This is a genomic window from Massilia sp. 9I, from assembly GCF_902506415.1.
Lineage (GTDB): Bacteria > Pseudomonadota > Gammaproteobacteria > Burkholderiales > Burkholderiaceae_D > Telluria.
The window spans coordinates 5,225,760-5,248,182 of sequence record NZ_LR733275.1; the positions used below are offsets into that span (position 1 = coordinate 5,225,760).

21 protein-coding genes and 1 tRNA gene are annotated in these 22,423 nt (G+C 64.6%); 19 read left to right on the forward strand and 3 right to left on the reverse strand.

From position 1 onward, the window contains the following. The first annotated feature begins 7 nt into the window (after window positions 1-7). The gene (gene sugE, locus GV068_RS23425) at window positions 8-325 is read left to right on the forward strand and encodes a quaternary ammonium compound efflux SMR transporter SugE (RefSeq protein ID WP_159703696.1); all 318 of its coding nucleotides are present in this window, start codon (window positions 8-10) and stop codon (window positions 323-325) included. Between the two features lie 60 nt (window positions 326-385). Here sugE and GV068_RS23430 read toward each other — a convergent pair whose 3' ends face one another. Next, on the reverse strand, window positions 386-1,798 hold the full coding sequence (locus tag GV068_RS23430; protein WP_159703698.1) for a pitrilysin family protein: 1,413 nt from the start codon (window positions 1,796-1,798) through the stop codon (window positions 386-388). 11 nt (window positions 1,799-1,809) lie between these two features. Beyond that, window positions 1,810-3,171, reverse strand: a complete 1,362-nt coding sequence (locus GV068_RS23435) for a pitrilysin family protein (protein WP_229464445.1) — start codon at window positions 3,169-3,171, stop codon at window positions 1,810-1,812. Between the two features lie 361 nt (window positions 3,172-3,532). Between GV068_RS23435 and GV068_RS23440 the strand changes: the two genes are divergently transcribed. Together GV068_RS23440 and GV068_RS23445 are read left to right on the forward strand one after the other, a co-directional pair. Continuing rightward, entirely contained in the window at window positions 3,533-4,315 is a 783-nt protein-coding gene (locus GV068_RS23440; protein WP_159703704.1) for a GIN domain-containing protein, read from the forward strand. Between the two features lie 78 nt (window positions 4,316-4,393). Then, entirely contained in the window at window positions 4,394-5,005 is a 612-nt protein-coding gene (locus tag GV068_RS23445; protein WP_159703707.1) for a tetratricopeptide repeat protein, read from the forward strand. Between the two features lie 46 nt (window positions 5,006-5,051). Here GV068_RS23445 and GV068_RS23450 read toward each other — a convergent pair whose 3' ends face one another. Continuing rightward, on the reverse strand, window positions 5,052-6,401 hold the full coding sequence (locus GV068_RS23450; protein ID WP_159703710.1) for an SGNH/GDSL hydrolase family protein: 1,350 nt from the start codon (window positions 6,399-6,401) through the stop codon (window positions 5,052-5,054). A gap of 272 nt (window positions 6,402-6,673) precedes the next feature. On the opposite strand from GV068_RS23450, the gene GV068_RS23455 reads away from it, so the two are divergent. The 16 genes from GV068_RS23455 (at window position 6,674) to nuoH (ending at window position 22,423) form a co-directional block, all read left to right on the forward strand. Then, on the forward strand, window positions 6,674-8,977 hold the full coding sequence (locus GV068_RS23455; protein WP_159703713.1) for an FdhF/YdeP family oxidoreductase: 2,304 nt from the start codon (window positions 6,674-6,676) through the stop codon (window positions 8,975-8,977). Next, window positions 8,974-9,813 carry a formate dehydrogenase accessory sulfurtransferase FdhD gene (gene fdhD / locus GV068_RS23460; RefSeq protein WP_159703716.1) on the forward strand — a complete coding sequence of 280 codons (840 nt, stop codon included), beginning with the start codon at window positions 8,974-8,976 and terminating at the stop codon, window positions 9,811-9,813. The genes GV068_RS23455 and fdhD overlap by 4 nt, the downstream gene beginning before the upstream one ends. A gap of 45 nt (window positions 9,814-9,858) precedes the next feature. Next, complete coding sequence (locus GV068_RS23465) at window positions 9,859-10,845, forward strand: MYG1 family protein (protein ID WP_159703719.1); 987 nt, start codon at window positions 9,859-9,861, stop codon at window positions 10,843-10,845. A 296-nt stretch (window positions 10,846-11,141) separates the two neighbouring features. Then, the gene (locus tag GV068_RS23470) at window positions 11,142-11,585 is read left to right on the forward strand and encodes a hypothetical protein (protein WP_159703721.1); all 444 of its coding nucleotides are present in this window, start codon (window positions 11,142-11,144) and stop codon (window positions 11,583-11,585) included. 81 nt (window positions 11,586-11,666) lie between these two features. Beyond that, window positions 11,667-12,647, forward strand: a complete 981-nt coding sequence (locus GV068_RS23475; protein ID WP_159703723.1) for an NAD(P)H-quinone oxidoreductase — start codon at window positions 11,667-11,669, stop codon at window positions 12,645-12,647. Window positions 12,648-12,743: 96 nt separating this feature from the next. Beyond that, the gene (gene tpiA / locus GV068_RS23480; protein ID WP_159703725.1) at window positions 12,744-13,493 is read left to right on the forward strand and encodes a triose-phosphate isomerase; all 750 of its coding nucleotides are present in this window, start codon (window positions 12,744-12,746) and stop codon (window positions 13,491-13,493) included. Window positions 13,494-13,540: 47 nt separating this feature from the next. Further along, the gene (gene secG / locus GV068_RS23485; protein WP_159703727.1) at window positions 13,541-14,017 is read left to right on the forward strand and encodes a preprotein translocase subunit SecG; all 477 of its coding nucleotides are present in this window, start codon (window positions 13,541-13,543) and stop codon (window positions 14,015-14,017) included. A 222-nt stretch (window positions 14,018-14,239) separates the two neighbouring features. Next, window positions 14,240-14,324: transfer RNA gene (locus GV068_RS23490), tRNA-Leu, on the forward strand. Between the two features lie 165 nt (window positions 14,325-14,489). Beyond that, window positions 14,490-14,849, forward strand: a complete 360-nt coding sequence (locus GV068_RS23495; RefSeq protein ID WP_159703729.1) for an NADH-quinone oxidoreductase subunit A — start codon at window positions 14,490-14,492, stop codon at window positions 14,847-14,849. Between the two features lie 3 nt (window positions 14,850-14,852). Then, window positions 14,853-15,329 carry an NADH-quinone oxidoreductase subunit B family protein gene (locus GV068_RS23500; protein ID WP_020654624.1) on the forward strand — a complete coding sequence of 159 codons (477 nt, stop codon included), beginning with the start codon at window positions 14,853-14,855 and terminating at the stop codon, window positions 15,327-15,329. 15 nt (window positions 15,330-15,344) lie between these two features. Continuing rightward, the gene (locus GV068_RS23505; RefSeq protein WP_159703731.1) at window positions 15,345-15,941 is read left to right on the forward strand and encodes an NADH-quinone oxidoreductase subunit C; all 597 of its coding nucleotides are present in this window, start codon (window positions 15,345-15,347) and stop codon (window positions 15,939-15,941) included. Continuing rightward, window positions 15,941-17,194 (forward strand): NADH-quinone oxidoreductase subunit D, encoded by a 1,254-nt coding sequence (locus GV068_RS23510; RefSeq protein WP_159703733.1) that lies wholly within the window; start codon window positions 15,941-15,943, stop codon window positions 17,192-17,194. The genes GV068_RS23505 and GV068_RS23510 overlap by 1 nt, the downstream gene beginning before the upstream one ends. 14 nt (window positions 17,195-17,208) lie before the next feature. Next, a complete protein-coding gene (gene nuoE / locus GV068_RS23515) occupies window positions 17,209-17,685 on the forward strand; it encodes an NADH-quinone oxidoreductase subunit NuoE (protein WP_159703735.1) in 477 nt (158 codons plus the stop codon). Beyond that, window positions 17,682-18,977, forward strand: a complete 1,296-nt coding sequence (nuoF, locus tag GV068_RS23520; protein WP_159703737.1) for an NADH-quinone oxidoreductase subunit NuoF — start codon at window positions 17,682-17,684, stop codon at window positions 18,975-18,977. The genes nuoE and nuoF overlap by 4 nt, the downstream gene beginning before the upstream one ends. A 21-nt stretch (window positions 18,978-18,998) precedes the next feature. Next, window positions 18,999-21,341: an NADH-quinone oxidoreductase subunit NuoG gene (gene nuoG / locus GV068_RS23525; RefSeq protein WP_159703739.1), complete on the forward strand. Its 2,343-nt coding sequence runs from the start codon at window positions 18,999-19,001 to the stop codon at window positions 21,339-21,341. Next, a complete protein-coding gene (nuoH, locus tag GV068_RS23530; protein WP_159703742.1) occupies window positions 21,341-22,423 on the forward strand; it encodes an NADH-quinone oxidoreductase subunit NuoH in 1,083 nt (360 codons plus the stop codon). The genes nuoG and nuoH overlap by 1 nt, the downstream gene beginning before the upstream one ends.

Sequence of the window (22,423 nt, forward strand, 5' to 3'; positions counted from 1 at the left end):
GCCGATCATGGCTTGGTTGATGTTGGTGTTGGCAGGACTGTTTGAAGTGGTGTGGGCGATCGGGATGAAGTACTCGGCAGGCTTCACCCGGCTGTGGCCTTCGATTATCACGTTCGTCGGCGCGATTGTCAGTTTTGTGCTGTTGTCCGCTGCGATGCGCAGCATTCCCCTCGGTACCGCCTATACGATCTGGACCGGCATCGGTGCGGTCGGCGCCTTCGTGGCCGGCGTCATCATGCTGGGCGAGCAGCTCAGTACGATGCGGGTCGTCGCGGCGGTGCTGATCGTGTCCGGGCTGGTGCTGATGAAGCTTTCCGCTGATTGAGGCCATAAAAAAAGCCCCGCGAAATATCGCGGGGCTTTTTTACGTCTGGTGCAGCCGGCCTTATTTCTCCATCACGCTGAAGTCGCCATAGGCCTTGAGCTGTTCGCCCACCGCCTTCTGGTCGCCGACCACGACGATCGACTGGTTCTCCGGCGAGAAGTACTTCTTCGACACCAATCGCACCTGTTCCGGCGTGACCTTCTGGATACGCGGCACATACTCGCCCAGGAACTCGGCCGGCAGGCCGACCAGCCAGTTCTGGGCCAAGGTCCGGGCGACCGCGCCCTGGAGCTGGTTGCTGATCATGTAGCCGCCTGCGACGTAGCGCTTGTTCATGTCCATTTCCTTGGCCGGCACCAGGTCGCTGCCGATGCGCTTGTACTCGCCCATGAACTCCTTGAGCGCCGCGCCGGTCACTTCGTTGCGCACGTCGGCGCCGCCGACGATCGCGCCGCCTGCGCGGTTCATGCGCGCGCCGGCCGAGGCGCCGTAGGTGTAACCCTTTTCTTCGCGCAGGTTGATGTTCACGCGGCTCGAGAAGCCGCCGCCCAGGATGGTGCTGGCCAGGCGCAGCGGGATCTGGTCCTCGGCGCTAGCGGCGATGCCGGGGCCGCCCAGACGCACGGTCGACTGCACGCTGCCGCCGCGCTGCAGCAGGATGCGCGCCGGCTTGGCATTGGCGGGCGCCATCGCGGTTTCCGGCAGCGCCGAACCGCTCGCCTTCCAGTCGCCGAAGGCGCTTTCGGCCAGCTTGAGCGCGTCGGCTTCCTTGAGCGGACCGGTGATCACGAGCAGGGCGCGGTCGGGACGGATGCGTTTCGCGTGTTCAGCGCGCAGCATGTCCTGGGTCACGGCGTTGATCGCTTCCACCGTCGGGGTGGTGCGCGCATAAGGGTGGTCGCCGTAAACCGCCCGGCTGATTGCACGCTCGGCGCGGAAGCCCGGCTGGGTCTCGGACACACGCAGCGACTGCAAGGCGTTGGCCTTGGCTAGCGCGACTTCGTTTTCCGGGAAGGATGGGGTGCGGGCGACTTCGGCCAACAGCTGCATCATCGGGGCGGCCTGCGACACCAGCGCGTTGGCCGAAACGACGATGCCGTCCGACGAGGCGCCGGCGGCGACTTCACCGCCCATGCCCTGGGCCGCTTCGGCGATCGCGCGCGAGTCGCGCTTGGCGGTGCCTTCGTTGAGCAGGCCGGCCATCATGTTGGCGAAGGCCGGGGTCGAAGGCGAGTCGGCGGCGAAGCCGGCGCCGCGGATCGCCAGCACGTAGTCCACGCGCGGCAGGCCGTTGCGCGGCACCACCCACACGGTCAGGCCGTTGCTGAGGGTCTTCTTGCTGATCTTGGGGACCGGAATGGGCTTGTCCTTGCCGTAGGCGGGCATCGGCAGACTCTTTTCCGCAGCGGGTGCAGCGTAAGCCGCCGGCGCGAACGCGACCGAGACGGCGATTGCAAGCATCAGTTTTTTCATCGATGCGCTCCTTATTTGTTAGCGCCGCCGGCCATCGCGGCAGGCTTGCGGTCAATGACGGTGCGGTTGGTCGACACCAGGTAGGTGCGGGCCGCGCGCTGGATGTCTTCCGAGGTCACGCCTTCGATCCAGCCGGGGATCTTGTTGACCACGTTGGCGTCGCCCCACAGGACTTGCATCTTGGCCACGGTGTCGGCGCGGTTGATGAAGCTTTCCAGCTTGTTGTTCCAGTCGGCCAGCATGCGGGTCTTGACGCGCTTGAGGGTGGCGGCGTCGACGCCGTTCTGCACCACTTTGGCGATCTCTTCGTCCATCGCCTTGAGCATGGCGTCGGCGCTGCTGTTCGGCTTGTACAGCGCGAACACGGTCATCACGGTCGGGCCGTTGTACTCGAACGGGCCGGTCAGGCCGAACAGGGTGTCGACGTTCAGCGCGATCTCGCGGCCCTTGACCAGGCCCTGGTAGAACAGCGAAGCGTCGCCGCCGCCCAGCAGCTCGCCCAGCACGGCGACGGCGGCCTGGTCGCGGTGGCCGCGCGGCGGCACCTTCCAGGCCGCGGCGATCGCCGGCACCTGGGCCAGGGCGTCGCTCTGCTCGACGCGTTTCTCGACGGTGTTCAGGCCTTCGCTGAAGTCGGTCGGTTTCGGGGTGGCGCGCGCCGGGATGCCGCCGAAGTACTTCTGCGCCAGTGCGAACCCTTGCGCCGGGGTGACGTCGCCGGCGATCGCGATCACTGCATTGTTCGGGCCGTAGTAGTCGCGGTGGAAGGCGCGCACGTCGTCCAGGCTGGCGTTCTCGAGGTCTTCGAAGCTGCCGTAGCCGTCGTGGTTGTTCTCCCATTTCTGGAACGCGTGCTGGCCGATGTCGATCCAGTAGAAGCCGCCGTAGGGCTGGTTCTTGACGTTCACGCGGATCTCTTCCTTCACCACGTCCTGCTGGTTCTTCAGCGTGGCCGGGTTGAAGTCGAGGGTCTTCATGCGGTCCGCTTCCAGCCACAGGATCGGTTCCAGCGCGGATACCGGCGCGGTCTCGATGTAGTTGGTGAAGTCGGGGCGGGTCGAGCCGTTGTTGCGGCCGCCGCCGCCGGTGATGGTGGTGTCGAACACGCCCTTCTTGGCGTTCGGCGTGCCCTGGAACATCAGGTGCTCGAACAGGTGCGCGAAGCCGGTGCGGTTCTTCGGCTCCAGGCGCATGCCGACGTGGTAAACGACTGACACACCGACGGTCGGCGAGCTGTGGTCTTCGGTGACGATGACGGTCAGGCCGTTATCGAGTTTCTTGACGGCGACCGGCAGGGTCCACTGGTCCGCGGAGGCGGCAAAGGCCGACAGCGAGAAGCTGAGCCCGGCCAGTAAAACAGGTAGTTGGCGCATGCGCATGGATTGACCTCGTTGTGATTTCGGGAAGCTGAAATGTTGTAAATGTTGTGGTGACAGTCCCGGCTGTCATGCGCTGCATCTTAGCGCAATGGAATGCCAATAAGTAATCTATTTTCGGCAATAAGTTTGCGCTATGTCGAAGCGGCGCAACGGGCGGCCATCCCGGTATATGCCGCTCTGGGCCGCGTTTTTTGCAGTCCGTCGCAGATCCGTATGCACCGGCGGGGCGAGAGGATATAGTTGCAACATGCTAAGACCATGCAGTGGAGAAACCCACTTGCTGGTAATGTTGCGGTAGAGCTAGCCCACGAGGCCGGCAGCAAACACAACCAAGAATAGGTATTCGGAGAATTCGATGAAGCAGCTTTCCAAGATCGGCCTGGCTTTCGCGGCACTGTGCGCCTCGCTGTTGACCTGCATGGGGATCACGCAGGCGGCGGAAGTGGTGACCGAGACGCGCCAGGTCGATGCGCGCGTGGTGCGCGTCAAGCTCGACGGCGTGGTCGACCTGAAGATTCGCCAGGGCAACACGCCGCTGCTGGTGCTGACCGGCGATCCACGCCTGCTCGGCAAGACCACCACGCTGCAAAGCGGCGACACCTTGAACATCGGCACCGAAACCCGCGGCGTCAGCATCAACCTGGGCCGCAGCATGGGTCTGCACGCGGAACTGACGCTGCCGAACCTGCGCGAAGTGACTTCCGAAAGCGTGGGCGGCACCGCCGTCACCGGTTTCTCGGGCGACGAACTCGAGCTTAACCTCGATGGGGCCGGCTCGATGAATGTATCATGTAATTACAGGGTGCTCACCGCCAACCTGGGCGGCGTCGGCAGCATGAAAATACATGGCATCAACAGCGAGAGCGTCGAGCTGAACCTGAGCGGCGCCGGCTACGTGACCCTGTCGGGCCGCAGCCGCAAGCTCAAGGCGGAACTCGGCGGACTGGGCGGGCTGGATGCCCAGCAGTTCTCCGCCGAAAACGTCACCCTCGAGCTGTCCGGCCTCGGCAATGCCACCGTGACCGCCAGGGACAGCGCCAACCTGACCCTGTCGGGCCTGGGTTCGGTGACGGTCTACGGCAAGCCGCAGAACCGCAAGCAGAGCGTCGACGGCCTGGGCAAGGTGAACTGGAAGTAAGCGGCAGAACGTACAAGAACAAAGTGAGCCCATAACCAGGACCAAGGGTACGCAGAGATCCTGATCCATGAACGAGACATGAAAAAACTATTCGTAGCGATCGCACTCGTGCTCGGCCTGCAGGCCGGGGCGCATGCGGGCTTCGCGGAAGGGGCCAGCGCGTATAACGCGCGCAACTACGCGACAGCACTGAAAGAGATCGTCCCGCTTGCCAAGTCCGGCCATGCGGACGCACAGCATTTGCTGGGCCTGATGTATTACATGGGCCGCGGCGTCACGCGCGACTACAAGCAGGCCTTCACCTGGCACTTCAAGGCGGCCCAGCAGGGCAAGGCCGACGCGCAGTACGTGGTCGGGGCCATGTATTACACCGGCAACGCCGTGCCGCAGGACCAGCGCCACGCCGTGACCTGGTTCCGCAAGGCGGCCGAGCAGGGCCATGCCGAGGCCCAGCATGCGCTCGGCCTGATGTACCGCTATCACCAGGCCGGCATGCCGCAGGACATGGTGCTGGCCTACATGCTGTGGAATCTGTCCGCCGCGGGCGGCAACCACAACGCGGTCGAGCAGCGCGCCGCGATCTCGCGCCAGATGACCCAGGAGCAGATCGAGGAGGCGCAGTCGCTGTCACGGCTGTGGAAGCCGGGCAAGCCGCTGCCGACCAGTTCGCGCACGGGAACCAGTTCCTGATCCAGTCCAGAACCGCCGGCCCCGCCCGGCTGTTTTTATTTGAGCCTCATAGCGGCCGTGTGACTTGCGCTTTGGCGGCGCTGCGGAACAGGGTCAAGGGCACCGCGCTGCCCATTGCCTGGTAACCCAGGTCGTTCGGATGCAGGTGGTCGCCGCTGTCGTAGGCCGGCAGGAAGCGCGTCGGCCGCACCGGGTCGCGGGTGACGCGGTCGAAGTCGATCACCGCGTCGAACTCGTCGTTGTTGCGGATCCAGTTGTTCACCGCCTGCCGCAGCGTTTCCTTCTCGGGTGAGTAATAAGCCGCGCCTTCGAACGGCGTCAGGGTGGCGCCGATGACGCTGATGCCCTTGGCATGCGCGCGGTGGATCAGCTGGCGGTAGGCGGCAATCAGGTCTTCCGCGGTCACCGGTGCGGTGGCCGAACTGTTACCGATGTCGTTGATGCCGATGAGGACCACCAGGTAGCGCACGCCGTTCGTCGCCAGCACGTCGCGGTCGAAGCGTTCCTGCGCGCTGCGGCCGGACAGGGTGTTGGGCGAATTGCTCAGCAGGCGGTTGCCGCTGATGCCGCGGTTGACCACGCCGATGCGGGCATTGATGCCGATGACCGGGTCGCGCTCGGTCTGCAGGCGGCGCGCCAGCCAGTCAGGCCAGCGGTTGTTGGTGTCCGGCGTGCTGCGGGTGCCGTCGGTGATCGAGTCGCCCAGGGTGACGATGGCCGGACCTGCGGTGTCGACATCGACCTCGGTGAGGAAGGGCCAGACCTGGATCGTTCGCTGCACCGGCAGCGGCGAGGCGGCCGTGAAGTTGCCGGGCAACGAGACGTAGTTGGTCTGCAGCGCCAGCTGGTGCACGGTGGTGGCCTGCATGGTGCCGGGCAGGTAGAGGCTCACCGCCAGGTCGGACAGGGGCGGCACGTTCAGCTCCACCGGATCGGAGACGGCGGGCGCGCCGGGCGGAATCGTGACGACGCTGCGGCCGCCGAAGGTGAGGGGGCGGCTGGTGCCGGCCGCCACGTCGGAACCGCCGGCGCGCAGGCCGACTCTAGCCGCGCCGATCGTCAGGGCGGTGGAACCGAGTTCGTTCGACACGCGGATGCGCACGCGGTTGCCGCCGATGCTGGTGTGGACGATCAGGCGCACGGTCTGGTCGGTAAAGGTCTGCAAGCTGGCCTCGGGTGGCGGGCCGGCCGGGGCCGTGCCCCAGGCGCCGGTCCAGTGCTCGGTGGTCCAGGGCTGGGCCCCGGCGGGATGCGAGGGCAGGGCGATCGCGGCGGCCAGCATGGCGCTGCCCAGCAGCAGGCGCCGGCGGGCCGGCGGCATGCGGGCAGGCTGGACGTCGATCAAATCCCTGAAGCGGTGGGCTGCATCATGCAGCACGGACAGGAAGCGGTTCATCGGATGCTCCTCCAGGTGGTGCACATGCCTTACGCATGAGCTCGTCTTGTCAATCTAGCTACCCCGTCGCCCGTGGACAAGACCGCGGCGCATCCTTCCTTTGCGCGGCATCGAAGCCTCGAAAGATTAATATTCCTGCAAGAATGTTCCGTGGATCGAAAAGAAATCTTGTCCGGTAATTGACCCATGCTGTGGCCCGGTCTGTGGGCAGGCGCACCGAGCGATTCGGCAAACAGGACTAGCGTGGCAGTTCCACTGACGAGGGAGCGGTCATGAGCAAGCATTCCGAAGACCTGAGGATCGAGAACCCGACCATGCCGGCCGGCGGCTGGGGTTCGGTGCAGGAGGTCACCACCATCCTGCTGCACCAGCGCGTGCCGCTGAAGGACAGCCGCCTGCTGCTGCGGCAAAACAAGCCGGACGGCTTCATGTGCGTCAGCTGCGCCTGGGCCAAGCCGGCCAATCCGCATCCCTTCGAATTTTGTGAAAGTGGCGCCAAGGCCACCGCCTGGGAGACCACCAGCAAGGCGATTGGCGCCGATTTCTTCGAGCGCCATACCGTCACCGAGCTGGAAGCATGGGACGACCACCGGCTGGAAGACCAGGGCCGCCTGACGGTCCCGCTGCGCTATGACGCCCAGCTCGACAAGTACCGCGAGATATCCTGGGACGCCGCTTTCGCCGAGATCGGCGCGGCGCTGCGCGGCTTCGACCCGAAGCAGGTGGTGTTCTACAGCTCGGGGCGCGCCTCGCTCGAGACCTCCTACATGTACGCGCTACTGGCGCGCATGTACGGCAATAACAACCTGCCGGACAGCTCGAACATGTGCCACGAAAGCACCTCCGTGGGGCTGAAGAAGACGATCGGCGTCCCGGTCGGCACCGTGCTGCTGGAAGATTTCGAGAAGACCGACTGCATCTTCTTCTTCGGCCAGAACGTGGGCGTGAACAGCCCGCGCATGCTGCACCAGCTGCAGGAAGCGCGCCGGCGCGGGGTGCCGATCATCACCTTCAACCCGCTGCGCGAGCGCGGCCTGGTGAGCTTCACCAATCCGCAGTCGCCGACGGAGATGCTGACCGGGGCCGAGACGCCGATCAGCACCCAGTACCACCAAGTGAAACCAGGCGGCGACACCGCCGCCATCATGGGCCTGTGCAAGGCGATCTTCGCGCGCGACGACGCAGCCCATGCGGCCGGAGCGCAGCGCGTGCTCGACATGGACTTCCTGCTGGAGCACACCCACGGCCTGGCCGAATTCGAGGCCGCGGTGCGTGCCTGCGACTGGGCCGACATCGAACGCGAATCCGGCCTGCGCCGCGCGGCGCTGGAAAGCGCGGCCGAGGTCTACTGCAGCTCAAGCGCCGTGATGGCGGTCTACGGCATGGGCCTGACGCAGCACCGCAACGGCGTGCAGAACGTGGCGATGGTCGTCAACCTGCTGCTCCTGCGCGGGAATGTCGGCAAGCCGGGCGCCGGCGTGTGTCCGGTGCGCGGCCACTCCAACGTGCAGGGCCAGCGCACGGTCGGCATCACCGAAAAGCCCGAGCTGGCGCCGCTCGACAAGATCAAGGAACAGTATGGTTTCGAGCCGCCGCGCGAGCAGGGCATGAACACGGTCGAGGCCTGTGAAGGCATCCTGGCCGGCAAGGTGCAAGCCTTCATCGGCCTGGGCGGGAATTTCGTGCGCGCGGTGCCGGAGCGCGGCTTGATGGAAGCGGCCTGGCGCGACATTCCGCTGACGGTGCAGGTCTCGACGAAGCTCAATCGCAACCACCTGGTACACGGCAAAGCCTCCTACATCCTGCCTTGCCTGGGACGGATCGAGATCGACCGCCAGCGCGGGGTGGAACAGGCGGTGACGATCGAGGACTCGACCGCCTGCATGCACGGCTCACGCGGCATGGCCGAGCCGGTAGCCACTACGCTGCTGTCGGAACCCGCGATCGTGGCCGGCATCGCCAAGGCCACGCTGGCCCCGAACCCGCGCGTCGACTGGGACCGCTGGGTAGGCGACTACGCTACCGTGCGCGACGCGATCGCCGAAACCTATCCCGACATCTTCCACGACTTCAATGCGCGCATGTGGACGCCGGGCGGTTTTCGCAAGCCGCTGGGCGCCGCGCACCGCGTGTGGAAGACCGAGAGCGGCAAAGCGGAATTCACAGTGCCGGAAGCGCTCGCAGGCAATCCGGACCTGAAAGGCGGCGCCGCGACGCTGCGCCTGTTCACGGTGCGCAGCGACGGACAGTTCAACACCACCATTTACAGTCACGACGACCGCTTCCGCGGCGTCTACGGCAGCCGCATGGTGATTTTCATGGGACGCGCCGACATGGCGAAGTACGCGCTGGCGCAGGGCGACCTGGTCGACCTGCGCTGCGCCGCCGACGACGGCGTCGAGCGGCGCGTCTCCGGCCTGGCGGTGGTGCCCTACGACGTGCCGCAGGGCTGCATCGCCGGCTACTTCCCAGAGCTGAATCCCCTCATCCCGCTGTGGCACCATGCCAAGGAGAGCAAGGTGCCGGCGGCGAAGGCGATCGACGTCGTCCTGGAGCGCAGCGGGAGGCCGTCATGAACGCGGGCGAAGGCTTCTTCGCGCCGCCGGGCGCCTGCCGCCTGCCGGCCGCGCGCTGGGCCGAGGGGCAGCTGGAAAGCGGCTCCGAACTGGTGGCGGACGAGGTGCCGGTGGCGCTCGTCTACAACGGCATCAGCCATGCGGTGATGCTCGCTTCGCCCCAGGACCTGGAAGACTTCGCGGTCGGCTTCTCGCTGGCCGAACGCATCGTGCCGGACGCGCGCGACATCTACGACATCGAGGTGGAAGAGTCGGCCCACGGAATCGCCATCGAGATGCGCATCGCGGCCGGCGCCATGCTGCAGCTGAAGGAAACGCGCCGTGCGCGCCTTGGGAAAACCGGCTGCGGCCTGTGCGGCATCGAGAGCCTGGCATGGTTCGATGACGAGGCGCTGGCGTTGCGCATGAACGCCAGCGCTGCGCGTTTCGACCCGGATGCACTGCACCGCGCGATGGCGGCGATGGCCGCGCGCCAGGACCTGCATCATGCGACCGGCGCCGTGCACGCCGCCGGCTGGGCAAATGCCGACGGCGAACTGCTGCGCGTGCGCGAAGACATCGGCCGCCACAACGCACTCGACAAGCTGGTCGGCGCGCTGGTGCGCGGCAATGTCGATGTCACAAACGGCTTCGCAGTGGTGACGAGCCGCGCCAGCTTCGAGATGGTGCAGAAGGCGGCGCGCGCCGGCTTCCCGCTGCTAGCCGCGATCTCTGCGCCGACCGCGCTGGCGGTGCAGCTGGCGCAGAACGCGGGGCTGACCCTGGCGGGTTTTGTGCGGGGAGGGCGGCACGTGCTCTACAGCCATCCGGAGCGGCTCGCGCCGGAACATGGGTGAAGCCGGTATGATGCGCTCCTCGAACAAAGCATCCTGGAGCACTCAATGGTCATCGTGACCCACAACGGCAAGTTCCACGCCGACGACGCATGGGCGGTGGCCGTCCTGCACATCCTTTTCCCCGACGCCGAGATCGTCAGGACGCGCGAACCATCGATCATCGAAGCCGCGGACTTCGTGGTCGACGTCGGCGGCATCTGGGATCCGGCCACCGGCCGCTTCGACCACCACCAGAAAGGTTTCGAGGGCGCCCGCGCCAGCGGCGTGCCCTATGCCAGCGCGGGCCTGGTCTGGCGCGAATACGGCGCACGCTGTGTCGCCGCGCTGGCCGCCGCGCACACCGGGCACCAGCTGGAGGATGACACCGCCCAGCAGATGGCCTACGCCATCGATGCCGACATCGTCCAGTACCTCGACCTGTCGGATGTCGGTGCGGCCAAGAATGCGCCGGGCGGCTACGGCATGTCGGCCGTGGTGTCCGGCTACAACCCGAACTGGCTGGACGAGCAGCGCCTTGGCTATGGTGCGGAAGCGGAAGCCTACCGCCTGGCCCAGTTCCGCAAGGCGATGGCCTTCCTCACCGACGTCATCGTCAATTCGGTCAAGTACCGCGTCGGCGCCATCCTCGCGCTCGCGCAGGTGCGCCAGTCGCAGGTGCTGGAAGACGGCCGCCTGCTGTTCCTGAAGAATGCGGCGCTGCCATGGAGTTCGGTGGTGCGCAAGGAAATGCCGAAGGTGCTCTTTGTGCTCAGCCATAGCCTGTCGGAAGACCGCTACATGCTGCACACCGTGCCCGCCACCACCGACACCTTCGAAGCGCGCGCGGATTTGCCCGAGAGCTGGGCCGGCCTGCGCGACCAGGACCTTGCCGCCGTGACCGGCGTGGCGGACGCGAAGTTCTGCCACAACGGCCGCTTCATTGCTGCCGCGAAAACCTACGACGGCGCCTACGCAATGGCGCTGCAGGCCCTGCAGGCCGTGGACGCCGGCCTGACGCCGCTGTTCAGCCCGCGCGAGATGATCACGTCCTGAGTTAGGTAAGGCACGGTCAGCCGCGGCCATCGCCGCTATCTTGGTCACATGGCCAAGATTGTTTCGATGAGAAAGCTTTACGCAATGCAGCGTATGTCGGCCGCGCTGAACCGGGCCTCCGCTGCGCGCCCCTTCGGACCGGAAACGGATCGGGCGCTGCGCTGGGCTGCCGCGTGGGGCATGTCGGCCGGCATCCGCGTCCCGCACACGCGGGTACGGCTGCGCCGGGATACGTTGGTAGGCGTGAGCGTGGCCCCACAGGAGGCGGAGAGGCAAGCGCGCTACTGAAAGGGAACGTGCTCTCCAGGTACAAGCTGCGCCATACGACGGCGGGACTGCTCGACAAGTTCATCGGGCGCAATAACAACTACGAGTGGTACTGGGCCCTTGGCGTGCTGTACACGGAAGCGCGTGCGGCTGCCAACCGGGTGGAATTTGACCTGCTGGCGGGCACTGCCCAGCCGGCAACGCCTGCGTGTGCGAGCCTGGCCCGCACCTGGGCGTCCTACCTGAAGCAGGCGCTGCACCGGCACGCAGCCTCTCCTGAAGACCTGGCAGTCGCCAGGCTGTCAGTCACATTCGGCCTGCCTGCGGTACCGAAGCGCCCCGGCTACATCGAGTATGGCGATCCTTTCCTCTGCACCCTCCACCTGGCGTCGCACGACGGGCGCGCCTGCGTTCGCGAACGTACGGAGCACTGTGTGCCCCACGAGGAATTCGGCAGTCCCTGGCATCGGTAAGCGGCGCGCGCAACGCCAGCGCAGGCGCACATTTTTCCCGACTCCCTTACAATTGCGGTTTTTTCAACACGGGAGTTCTCCATGCGCGCCATCGAAATTACGCAGCCCGGCAAGCCGGACGTCCTCCAGCTGTGCGAGCGCCCGATGCCGGTGCCGAAAGCCGGCGAGGTTTTGATCAAAGTGCACGCGGCCGGCATCAACCGCCCGGACGTGCTGCAGCGCCTCGGCAAATACCCGGTGCCGCCGGGCGCGTCCGACCTGCCGGGCCTGGAAGTGGCCGGCGAGATCGTCGATGGCGACTACGCCGCGGCCGGCTTCGCCAAGGGCGACCTGGTCTGCGCGCTGGTGCAGGGCGGCGGCTATGCCGAGTATTGCACCGCGCCCGCCGAGCAATGCCTGCCGCTGCCGGAAGGGCTCACGGCGCTCGAAGCGGCCTCGCTGCCCGAGACGTTTTTTACCGTTTGGACAAATATTTTCGACCGCGCCCACCTGGCGCCGGGTGAAACCCTGCTGGTGCAGGGCGGTACCTCGGGCATCGGCGTGACCGCGATCCAGCTCGCCACGGCTTTAGGGCACCGCGTGTTCGCGACTGCCGGTTCCGACGACAAGTGCCGCGCCTGCGAACAGCTGGGCGCCGAGCGCGGCATCAATTACAAGACCGAAGATTTCGCCGCCGTGGTCAAGGAACTGACGGGCGGGAAGGGCGTCGACGTCATCCTCGACATGGTGGCAGGCGACTACATCCCGCGCGAGATCGACTGCCTGGCCGACGACGGCCGCATTGCCCTGATCGCGCTGCTGGGCGGCGCCAAGGCCGAGATCGACCTGGGCCAGGTGCTGCGCCGGCGCCTCTCCATCAGCGGCTCGACCCTGCGTCCGCGTCCGGTGGCCTTCAAGGCCGCGATCGCGCGCAGCCTGCGCGAGCGCGTGTGGCCGCTGTTCGGGCAGGGCAAGCTCAAACCGGTGATCTACCGGACTTTCCCGCTGGCCCAGGCCGCCGAAGCCCACGCGCTGATGGAGTCCAGCACGCACGTCGGAAAAATTGTGCTGGAAGTCGCCTAAGAGATTGAATCAAAAAGGGAAGTGCGTGCTCAGCCATTGTTTGACCGCACCATATTCGACCGCTAGAATAGCGGGTTAATTTATCGATAGGGTACTATGCGTCCCAAACTCGTCGTAGGTAACTGGAAAATGAACGGCAGCCGCGCCGCCAACGCTGCGCTCCTGACCGGCATTCTCGAAGGCATTACCGATGTTAAGGCCCAGGTCGCGGTCTGCGTGCCGGCGCCTTACCTGTTCCAGGCCGAAGAAATCCTGAAGGGTTCTCCGATCGCCTGGGGTGCGCAGGACGTGTCCTGCCATCCGGTCGGCGCCTATACCGGCGAAGTGTGCATGTCGATGCTGCAGGATTTCGGCAGCCGCTACGTGATCGTCGGCCACTCCGAGCGCCGCGCCTACCATGGCGAAACCAATGAACTCGTGGCCAAGAAGACCAAGGCCGCGCTCGAAGCGGGCCTGACCCCGATCGTCTGCATCGGCGAAACCCTGGTGCAGCGCGAAGGCGGCCAGACCATGACGGTCGTGAACGCCCAGCTGGACGCCGTGCTGGAAGCCGTCGGCCCGGAAGCCGTCGATCAAATCGTGCTGGCTTACGAGCCGGTGTGGGCAATCGGCACCGGCAAGACGGCGACCCCGGCCATGGCCCAGGAAGTCCACGCCGCCGTGCGCGAAAAACTGCGCGCTTGCAACGCTCAAGCGGCCGAAACGACGCTGGTGCTGTACGGCGGCAGCATGAAGCCGGATAATGCTGCGGACCTGATGGCGCAGCCGGATATCGACGGCGGTCTGATCGGCGGTGCGGCACTCAAGGCAGCGGACTTCCTCGGCATCATCCGCGCCGCGCAATAAGATAAGAATCAATATTTAAACGTCGTTAACTTGGAAATGGAATTGCAATGAACACCATGTTCAATCTGATTATTGTTGTGCAGGTTATTTCGGCCCTGGCCATCATCGGCCTGGTGCTGGTCCAGCACGGCAAGGGCGCCGACATGGGCGCGGCCTTCGGCTCGGGCGCTTCGGGCAGCCTGTTCGGCGCCTCGGGCTCGTCGAACTTCCTGTCGAAGTCGACCGCCGTCGCGGCCGCCGTGTTCTTCGCGTCGACCCTGGCGTTGGCCTGGTCCACCAGCAACCGTAGCGCCCCGACCACCGACGGCGGCGTGATGGAGCGCGTGACCGTGCCGTCGTCGAAGGCGCCCGCCACCGGCATTCCGAACGACGTCCCGGGCGCAGGCCCGAACGCCGGCCCGGCAACTGCCCCGGCCGTTCCGGTCAACGACATTCCGCAGACCCCGGGCGTGTCCAACCCGGCGCCGTCGACCGCAGCTCCAGCTGCTGCACCGGCCGCACCGGCACCGGCACCGACCAAGTAAAACGGGACGGACGCACGTCCGTTCCGGAATCAAGGTAGAATGCGCCTCGCCATGTGGGCGCGCCGCCTCTGGTAATGGGTGAAAACCCGCTCAATGCTGCCAGCCCTGCAATGAAGTCTGGCAAGCATCAAGGAAATGTTGAGTAATTTAGTAATTTCCTTGTGCTAGCGCAATTTGTGCATTGAAAAGTAGTGCTAAAGCAGGGTAAAATACTGGTCTCCAGCCGACGTGGTGAAATTGGTAGACACGCTATCTTGAGGGGGTAGTGGCGCAAGCTGTGCGAGTTCGAGTCTCGCCGTCGGCACCAAGATACAAAGAAGCCAGCAAGGGCGCAATGAGCAATCGCTCTCCTGCCTGCGCTGGCTTTTTTACGATTCGAGTGGTCCTGGTAGAAGGCCCGAGCCAGGTTCGCGCGATTCGGCGCTGCAGCCCTGCAGTGTTTGATTAACCGATCGTTCAAATAGGCTTCACCGTGAACCTCGAAAATTACTTCCCCGTTCTTCTCTTTATCCTGATTGGCGTCGGCGTCGGCGTTGCTCCCCAGGTGCTTGGCCGTCTGCTCGGTCCGCACCGTCCCGATGCGGCCAAGCTGTCCCCGTATGAATGCGGCTTCGAAGCCTTCGAAGATGCGCGCATGAAGTTCGACGTTCGCTACTACCTCGTGGCGATCCTGTTTATTTTGTTTGATCTGGAAACGGCATTCTTCTTCCCATGGGGCGTCTCGATGCGCGAACTGGGCTGGACCGGTTTCGTCACGATGATGGTGTTCATCGCCGAATTCATCGTCGGATTCTGGTACATCTGGAAGAAAGGTGCCCTTGATTGGGAATAAGCCATGGCAATTGAAGGCGTATTAAACGAAGGTTTCATTACCACCACAGCCGATAAGCTGATCAACTGGGCGCGCACGGGATCGATGTTTCCGATGACGTTTGGCCTGGCATGCTGCGCGGTCGAGATGATGCATGTGGGCGCTGCCCGCTACGATCTCGACCGTTTTGGCATTGTGTTCCGCCCGTCGCCGCGCCAGTCCGACGTGATGATCGTCGCCGGCACGCTGTGCAACAAGATGGCTCCCGCCCTGCGCAAGGTGTACGACCAGATGGCCGAACCGCGCTGGGTGATCTCGATGGGTTCCTGCGCCAACGGCGGCGGCTACTACCACTACTCGTACTCGGTGGTGCGCGGTTGCGACCGCATCGTCCCCGTAGACGTCTACGTGCCGGGTTGCCCGCCGACCGCGGAAGCCCTGCTGTACGGCATCATGCAGCTGCAGAACAAGATCAAGCGCACCAACACCATCGCGCGCTAAGAACAGCGAAACACCATGACGACGAAACTCGAAACCCTTGAACTCGCCCTGAAAAATGCACTGGGCGAGGGCGCAAGCATCAGCTCCGCGCTGGGCGAAGTGACCGTGGTGGTCAAGGCCGCCGACTACATCCGCTCGATGCAGACGCTGCGCGACAATCCGCAGCTTGCCTTCGAACAAATGATCGACCTGTGCGGCGTCGACTATTCCCAATACGGTGAAGGCACCTGGGAAGGTCCGCGCTTCGCGGTGGTCGTGCACCTGCTGTCGCTGGCCAATAACTGGCGCGTGCGTGTGCGCGTGTTCTGCCCGGACGACGACATGCCGCTGGTCGAATCGATCACCCCTATCTGGCGCGCCGCCAACTGGTTCGAGCGCGAAGCCTTCGACCTGTTCGGCATCCTGTTCGACGGCCACGGCGACCTGCGCCGCATCCTGACCGACTACGGCTTCATCGGCCACCCGTTCCGCAAGGACTTCCCGATCACGGGCTACGTCGAGATGCGTTACGACCCTGAACAGAAACGCGTGATCTACCAACCGGTGACGATCGAACCGCGCGAGAACATCCCGCGCGTGATCCGTGAAGAAACCTACGGGACATCGAAATAATGGCTGAGCTTAAGAATTACACCCTGAACTTTGGTCCGCAGCACCCGGCAGCGCACGGCGTGCTGCGTCTCGTGCTGGAGCTGGACGGCGAAGTGATCCAGCGCGCAGACCCGCACATCGGCCTGCTGCACCGCGGCACCGAGAAGCTGGCCGAGACCCGCACCTACCTGCAGTCGGTCCCGTACATGGACCGCCTCGACTACGTGTCGATGATGTGCAACGAGCACGGCTACGTGCTGGCAGTCGAAAAGCTGCTGGGCATCGAAGCGCCGATCCGCGCGCAGTACATCCGCACGATGTTCGACGAGATCACCCGTATCCTGAACCACCTGATGTGGCTAGGCGCGCACGCGCTCGACATCGGCGCCATGGGTCCCTTCCTGTACGCCTTCCGTGACCGCGAAGACCTGTTCGACGTCTACGAAGCCGTGTCGGGCGCGCGCATGCACGCGGCCTACTACCGCCCGGGCGGCGTGTACCGCGACCTGCCGGACCGCATGCCGCAGCACCGCGAGTCGCCCATCCGCTCGAAGAAGGCGATCGACGACCTGAACCGCGACCGCCAGGGTTCGGTGCTGGACTTCATCGACGCGTTCACGAAACGTTTCGATGGCTACGTCGACGAATACGAAACCCTGCTGACCGACAACCGTATCTGGAAACAGCGTACCGTCGGCATCGGCGTGGTCTCGCCGGAAGACGCGAAGGCAATGGGCTTCACCGGCCCGATGCTGCGTGGCTCGGGCATCGCCTGGGACCTGCGCAAGACCCAGCCTTATGCGGCCTATGCGAACCTCGACTTCGACATCCCGGTCGGCACCAACGGCGACTCCTACGACCGCTACCTGGTGCGCGTGGAAGAAATGCGCCAGTCGAACCGCATCATCAAGCAGTGCATCGCCTGGCTGCGCGTGAACCAGGGTCCGGTCATGATCGACAACCACAAGATCGTGCCGCCGAACCGCATGGACATGAAGTCCAACATGGAATCGCTGATCCACCACTTCAAGCTGTTCACCGAAGGCTTCCACGTGCCGGAAGGCGAAGCCTATGCGGCGATCGAGCACCCGAAGGGCGAGTTCGGCATCTACATCGTGTCGGACGGCGCCAACAAGCCGTACCGCCTGAAGATCCGTACCCCGGACTATGTCCACCTGCAGAGCCTCGACGAAATGTCGCGCGGCCACATGATCGCCGACGCGGTAGCGATCATCGGCACCCAGGACATCGTGTTCGGCAGTATCGATAGGTAAGAAGGACAACCAAAATGTTATCGCAGGAATGCTATAAAAAGATCGATCGCGAGCTGGCCAAATACCCAGCCGATCAACGCCAGTCGGCCGTGATGGCTTCGCTGGCCCACGCCCAGGTCGAACTGGGCTGGCTGTCGCCGGAAACCATGCAGGAAATCGCCGACTACATCCGCATGCCGGCCATCGCCGTGCAGGAAGTCGCGACCTTCTACAACATGTACAACCTGAAGCCGGTCGGCAAGGCCAAGATCACGGTCTGCACCAACCTGCCGTGCGCCCTGTCGGGCGGCGAGCGCGCCGGCCAGCGTATCAAGGATGCGCTGGGCATCGACTACCGCGAAACCACCGCCGACGGCAAGTTCACCCTGCTGGAAGGCGAGTGCATGGGCGCCTGCGGCGACGCACCGGTGATGCTGGTGAATAACCACCGCATGTGCTCGTTCATGAGCGACGAGAAGATCGACGCCCTGCTTGAGGAACTGAACAAATGACCAGCCTGCACGACCGTCACATCAATCCGCTGATCCTGAAGGATCTGAACGGCGAAAACTGGCATCTGGAAGACTACGTCAAGCGCGGCGGCTACTCGGCCCTGCGCAAGATCCTTGAAGGCGGCGTCACCCAGGAACAGGTCATTGCCGACCTGAAGGCCTCGGGCCTGCGCGGCCGCGGCGGCGCCGGTTTCCCGACCGGCCTGAAGTGGAGCTTCATGCCGCGCCAGTTCCCGGGCCAGAAATACCTCGTCTGCAACACCGACGAAGGCGAGCCGGGTACCTTCAAGGACCGCGACATCATCCGCTACAACCCGCACGCGCTGATCGAAGGCATGGCCATCGGCGCCTACGCGATGGGCATCACCGTGGGCTACAACTACATCCACGGCGAGATCTTCCAGGAATACCTGCGCTTCGAAGAAGCGCTGGAAGAGGCGCGCGCCGCCGGCTTCCTGGGCGATAACATCATGGGCTCGAACTTCTCGTTCCAGCTGCATGCCCATCACGGCTACGGCGCCTACATCTGCGGCGAAGAAACCGCACTGCTGGAGTCGCTCGAAGGCAAGAAGGGCCAGCCGCGCTTCAAGCCGCCGTTCCCGGCCTCGTTCGGCCTGTACGGCAAGCCGACCACCATCAACAACACCGAGACCTTCGCTGCGGTTCCGTTCCTGCTCAACATGGGCCCGGAAAACTACATGGCGCTCGGCAAGCCGAACAACGGCGGCACCAAGATCTTCTCGATCTCGGGCGACGTCGAGCGTCCGGGCAACTACGAAGTCCCGCTGGGCACCCCGTTCGCCAAGCTGATGGAGCTGGCCGGCGGTATGCGCGGCGGCAAGAAGATCAAGGCTGTCATCCCGGGCGGTTCGTCGGCGCCGGTGATCCGCGGCGAGGTCATGATGGACACCGACCTCGACTACGATTCGATCGCCAAGGCCGGTTCGATGCTCGGTTCGGGCGCCGTGATCGTCATGGACGAGACCCGCTGCATGGTCAAGTCGCTGCTGCGCCTCTCGTACTTCTACTACGAAGAATCCTGCGGCCAGTGCACCCCGTGCCGTGAAGGCACCGGCTGGATGTACCGCATGGTCCACCGCATCGAGCACGGCAAGGGCCGTCCGGAAGACATGGACCTGCTGAACAACATCGCCTTCAACATCAAGGGCCGCACCATTTGCGCCCTGGGTGACGCAGCGGCGATGCCGGTGGAAGCGATGATCAAGAACTTCCGCGAGGAATTCGAATATCACATCGAGCACAAGCACTGCCTCGTGCCCGCATACCTTTAAACCAGGTCAGGTAACGATCAAATGGTTGAAATTGAATTAGACGGCAAAAAAGTCGAAGTCGCACCAGGTTCCATGGTGATGGACGCCGCAAACAAACTCGGGACCTATATCCCGCACTTCTGCTATCACAAGAAATTGTCGATCGCAGCGAACTGCCGCATGTGCCTGGTCGAAGTCGAAAAGGCACCGAAGCCGCTGCCGGCCTGCGCCACCCCGGTTTCGCCGGGCATGATCGTGCGCACCCACAGCGACAAGGCCGTGCAGGCGCAGAAGTCGGTGATGGAGTTCCTCCTCATTAACCACCCGCTGGATTGCCCGATCTGCGACCAGGGCGGCGAATGCCAGCTGCAGGATCTGGCCGTCGGCTACGGCAAGAGCAACTCGCGCTACGAGGAAGAAAAGCGCGTGGTGGCCCCGAAAGAGGCCGGCCCGCTGATCTCGATGGAAGAGATGGCGCGCTGCATCCAGTGCACCCGCTGCGTGCGTTTCGGCCAGGAAGTGGCCGGCGTGATGGAATTCGGCATGGTCGGCCGCGGCGAGCACTCGGAGATCACCACCTTCGTCGGCAAGACCGTCGATTCGGAAGTGTCGGGCAACATGATCGACCTGTGCCCAGTCGGCGCACTGACCTCGAAGCCGTTCCGCTATTCGGCACGTCCGTGGGAACTGCAGCGCCGCAAGTCGATCGCGCCGCACGACTCGCTGGGCTCGAACCTGATCGTCCAGGTCAAGGGCGGCAAGGTCATGCGCGTGCTGCCGCTGGAAAACGAAGCCATCAACGAATGCTGGATCTCGGACAAGGACCGCTTCTCGTACGAAGCGCTGGACAATGCCGACCGTCTGACCCAGCCGATGATCAAGCAGGGTGGCGTGTGGCAGGAAACCGACTGGCAGACCGCGCTGGAATACGTGGCCCACGGCCTGCGTAACATCCGCCACGAGCACGGCGCCGACAGCATCGCTGCCGTCGCGACCCCGCACTCGACGCTCGAAGAGCTGTACCTGCTCAACAAGATGACCCGCGGCATTGGCTCGGACAACATCGAATTCCGCCTGCGCCAGAGCGACTTCGCCCTGGACGGCCAGGTCACCCCGTGGCTGGGCATGCCGATCGCGAACTTCTCGCAACTGAAGCGCGCCTTCGTCATCGGCTCCAACCTGCGCAAGGACCACCCGCTGGTCGCGACCCGCCTGCGTACCGCCACCAAGGGCGGCGCCAAGCTGTCGCTGCTGGGCTCAAGCGACGACGATCTGCTGATGCCGATCGCCAATAAGCTGATCGCTGCGCCAAGCGACTGGCTGGCCGCGCTGTCGGAAGTCGTGTCGGCTGTCGCCGGCGCCAAGGGCGTGAGCGCACCGAGCGGTTTCGACAACGTGGAAGCAGGGGAGGCCGCCAAGGCCATCGCCGCGACCCTGGTCGGTCAAGAGACCCTGGGCGCTGTCCTGATCGGTAACGCCGCTTCGTACCACCCGCAAGCTTCTAAAATCCACGCCGCTGCGCAGTGGATCGCCGAGCAGACCGGCTGCTCCTTCGGCTACCTGGTCGACGCCGCTAACACCGTCGGCGGCTACATCGTCGGCGCCACCGGCAAAGGCGAGGCTGTGTTCGCATCGCCGAAGAAGGCCTACGTGCTGCTGAACGCGGAACCGGAACTGGACGCTGCCAACCCGCAGCAAGCCCGCGCCGCGCTGGATAGCGCCGAAATGGTTGTCGCCATGTCCGCCTTCAAGCACGGCATGGACTTCGCCGACGTGCTGCTGCCGATTTCGCCGTTCAGCGAGACCGCCGGCACCTTCGTCAACTGCGAAGGCCGCGCACAGAGCTTCAACGGCACCGTGAAACCGCTGGGCGAAACCCGTCCGGCGTGGAAAGTGCTGCGCGTGCTGGGCAACCTGCTGGGCCTGTCGGGCTTCGATTACGAGACCTCGGAATCGATCCGCGACGAAGCCATCGGCAAGGGCAATACGGACCTGTCGGCCAAGCTGAACAACGTCGCGCGCCTGGCGCCGACCGCTGGTTCCTACGCACCGGCCGGCCAGCTCGAGCGCGTCGCCGACCTGCCGATCTACTTCACCGACGCCCTGTCGCGCCGTTCCGAGCCGCTGCAGCGCACCGCCGACGCGAATGCGCCGCTGGTGACCCTGTCGAAGGCAGTCGCCGAGCAGATCGGCGTGCAGTCGGGCGACCTGGTCCGCGTGACCCAGGGTTCGGGCAGTGCCGTGCTGGCTGCGACCGTGGACGCACGCCTGCCGTCGAACGCGGTGCGTGTCGCCGCCGGCCACCCGGCTGTCGCGACCCTCGGTGCGATGTTCGGTGAGATCAATGTTGAAAAAGCAGTTGAACAGGTAGGAGGCGGCAAATAATGGCAACGCCCGGTTTTATCGATAGTTTCTACGAGATGGGCGCTGCCAGCCCGATCGCACCGGCCTGGCCGCTGATCTGGACTGTGATCAAGATCCTGGTGGTCCTGCTGCCGCTGATGGGCCTGGTCGCCTACCTGACCCTGTGGGAGCGCAAGCTGATCGGCTGGATCCAGATCCGCGTGGGCCCGAACCGCGTGGGTCCGGGTGGCCTGCTGCAGCCGATCGCCGACGCGCTCAAGCTGCTGCTGAAGGAAATCGTGATCCCGGCCAAGGCCAACCGCAGCCTGTTCGTGATCGGCCCGATCATGACCATCATGCCTGCGCTGGCCGCCTGGGCGGTGGTTCCGTTCGGCCCGCAAGCCGCGCTGGCCAACGTCAACGCCGGCCTGCTGTTCCTGATGGCGATCACCTCGATGGAAGTCTACGGCATCATCATCGCCGGCTGGGCTTCGAACTCGAAGTACTCGTTCATGGGCGCGATGCGCGCCTCGGCACAGATGATTTCGTATGAAATCCCGATCGGCTTCGCCCTGGTGGTGGTGCTGATGGTGACCGGCAGCCTGAACATGTCGGACATCGTCGCCAGCCAGCAGCTGGGCCGCTTCGCCGACATGGGAATGAACTTCCTGTCCTGGAACTGGCTGCCGCTGCTGCCGCTGTTCGTGATCTATTTCGTCTCCGGCCTGGCCGAGTGCAACCGCCACCCGTTCGACGTGGTGGAGGGCGAGTCCGAGATCGTCGCCGGCCACATGGTCGAGTACTCGGGCATGTCCTACGCGATGTTCATGCTGGCCGAATACGCCAACATGATCCTGATTTCGACCCTGGCAGCCATCATGTTCCTGGGCGGCTGGTCGGCACCGTTCGGCTTCCTGGAATTCGGCGCGATCGGCGGCTTCTTCTGGCTGTTCCTGAAGATGTTCCTGCTGGTTTCCCTGATGATCTGGGTCCGCGGCACCTTCCCGCGCTACCGCTATGACCAGATCATGCGCCTGGGCTGGAAAGTGTTCATCCCGCTGACCCTGATCTGGCTGGTGGTGGTCGCTGCCTGGATGCAGACGCCGTGGAACATCTGGAAGTAA

Excerpts from the sequence above, each read along its gene's own strand:
- nuoF (WP_159703737.1), top strand. The coding sequence starts at position 17,682 with ATGACCAGCCTGCACGACCGTCACATCAATCCGCTGATCCTGAAGGAT.
- GV068_RS23510 (WP_159703733.1), top strand. The coding sequence starts at position 15,941 with ATGGCTGAGCTTAAGAATTACACCCTGAACTTTGGTCCGCAGCACCCG.
- GV068_RS23475 (WP_159703723.1), top strand. The coding sequence starts at position 11,667 with ATGCGCGCCATCGAAATTACGCAGCCCGGCAAGCCGGACGTCCTCCAG.
- nuoH (WP_159703742.1), top strand. The coding sequence starts at position 21,341 with ATGGCAACGCCCGGTTTTATCGATAGTTTCTACGAGATGGGCGCTGCC.
- GV068_RS23505 (WP_159703731.1), top strand. The coding sequence starts at position 15,345 with ATGACGACGAAACTCGAAACCCTTGAACTCGCCCTGAAAAATGCACTG.
- tpiA (WP_159703725.1), top strand. The coding sequence starts at position 12,744 with ATGCGTCCCAAACTCGTCGTAGGTAACTGGAAAATGAACGGCAGCCGC.
- GV068_RS23435 (WP_229464445.1), bottom strand. The coding sequence starts at position 3,171 with ATGCGCCAACTACCTGTTTTACTGGCCGGGCTCAGCTTCTCGCTGTCG.
- GV068_RS23430 (WP_159703698.1), bottom strand. The coding sequence starts at position 1,798 with ATGAAAAAACTGATGCTTGCAATCGCCGTCTCGGTCGCGTTCGCGCCG.
- GV068_RS23500 (WP_020654624.1), top strand. The coding sequence starts at position 14,853 with ATGGCAATTGAAGGCGTATTAAACGAAGGTTTCATTACCACCACAGCC.
- sugE (WP_159703696.1), top strand. The coding sequence starts at position 8 with ATGGCTTGGTTGATGTTGGTGTTGGCAGGACTGTTTGAAGTGGTGTGG.
- secG (WP_159703727.1), top strand. The coding sequence starts at position 13,541 with ATGAACACCATGTTCAATCTGATTATTGTTGTGCAGGTTATTTCGGCC.
- nuoE (WP_159703735.1), top strand. The coding sequence starts at position 17,209 with ATGTTATCGCAGGAATGCTATAAAAAGATCGATCGCGAGCTGGCCAAA.
- GV068_RS23455 (WP_159703713.1), top strand. The coding sequence starts at position 6,674 with ATGAGCAAGCATTCCGAAGACCTGAGGATCGAGAACCCGACCATGCCG.
- GV068_RS23445 (WP_159703707.1), top strand. The coding sequence starts at position 4,394 with ATGAAAAAACTATTCGTAGCGATCGCACTCGTGCTCGGCCTGCAGGCC.
- fdhD (WP_159703716.1), top strand. The coding sequence starts at position 8,974 with ATGAACGCGGGCGAAGGCTTCTTCGCGCCGCCGGGCGCCTGCCGCCTG.
- GV068_RS23440 (WP_159703704.1), top strand. The coding sequence starts at position 3,533 with ATGAAGCAGCTTTCCAAGATCGGCCTGGCTTTCGCGGCACTGTGCGCC.
- nuoG (WP_159703739.1), top strand. The coding sequence starts at position 18,999 with ATGGTTGAAATTGAATTAGACGGCAAAAAAGTCGAAGTCGCACCAGGT.
- GV068_RS23465 (WP_159703719.1), top strand. The coding sequence starts at position 9,859 with ATGGTCATCGTGACCCACAACGGCAAGTTCCACGCCGACGACGCATGG.
- GV068_RS23450 (WP_159703710.1), bottom strand. The coding sequence starts at position 6,401 with ATGAACCGCTTCCTGTCCGTGCTGCATGATGCAGCCCACCGCTTCAGG.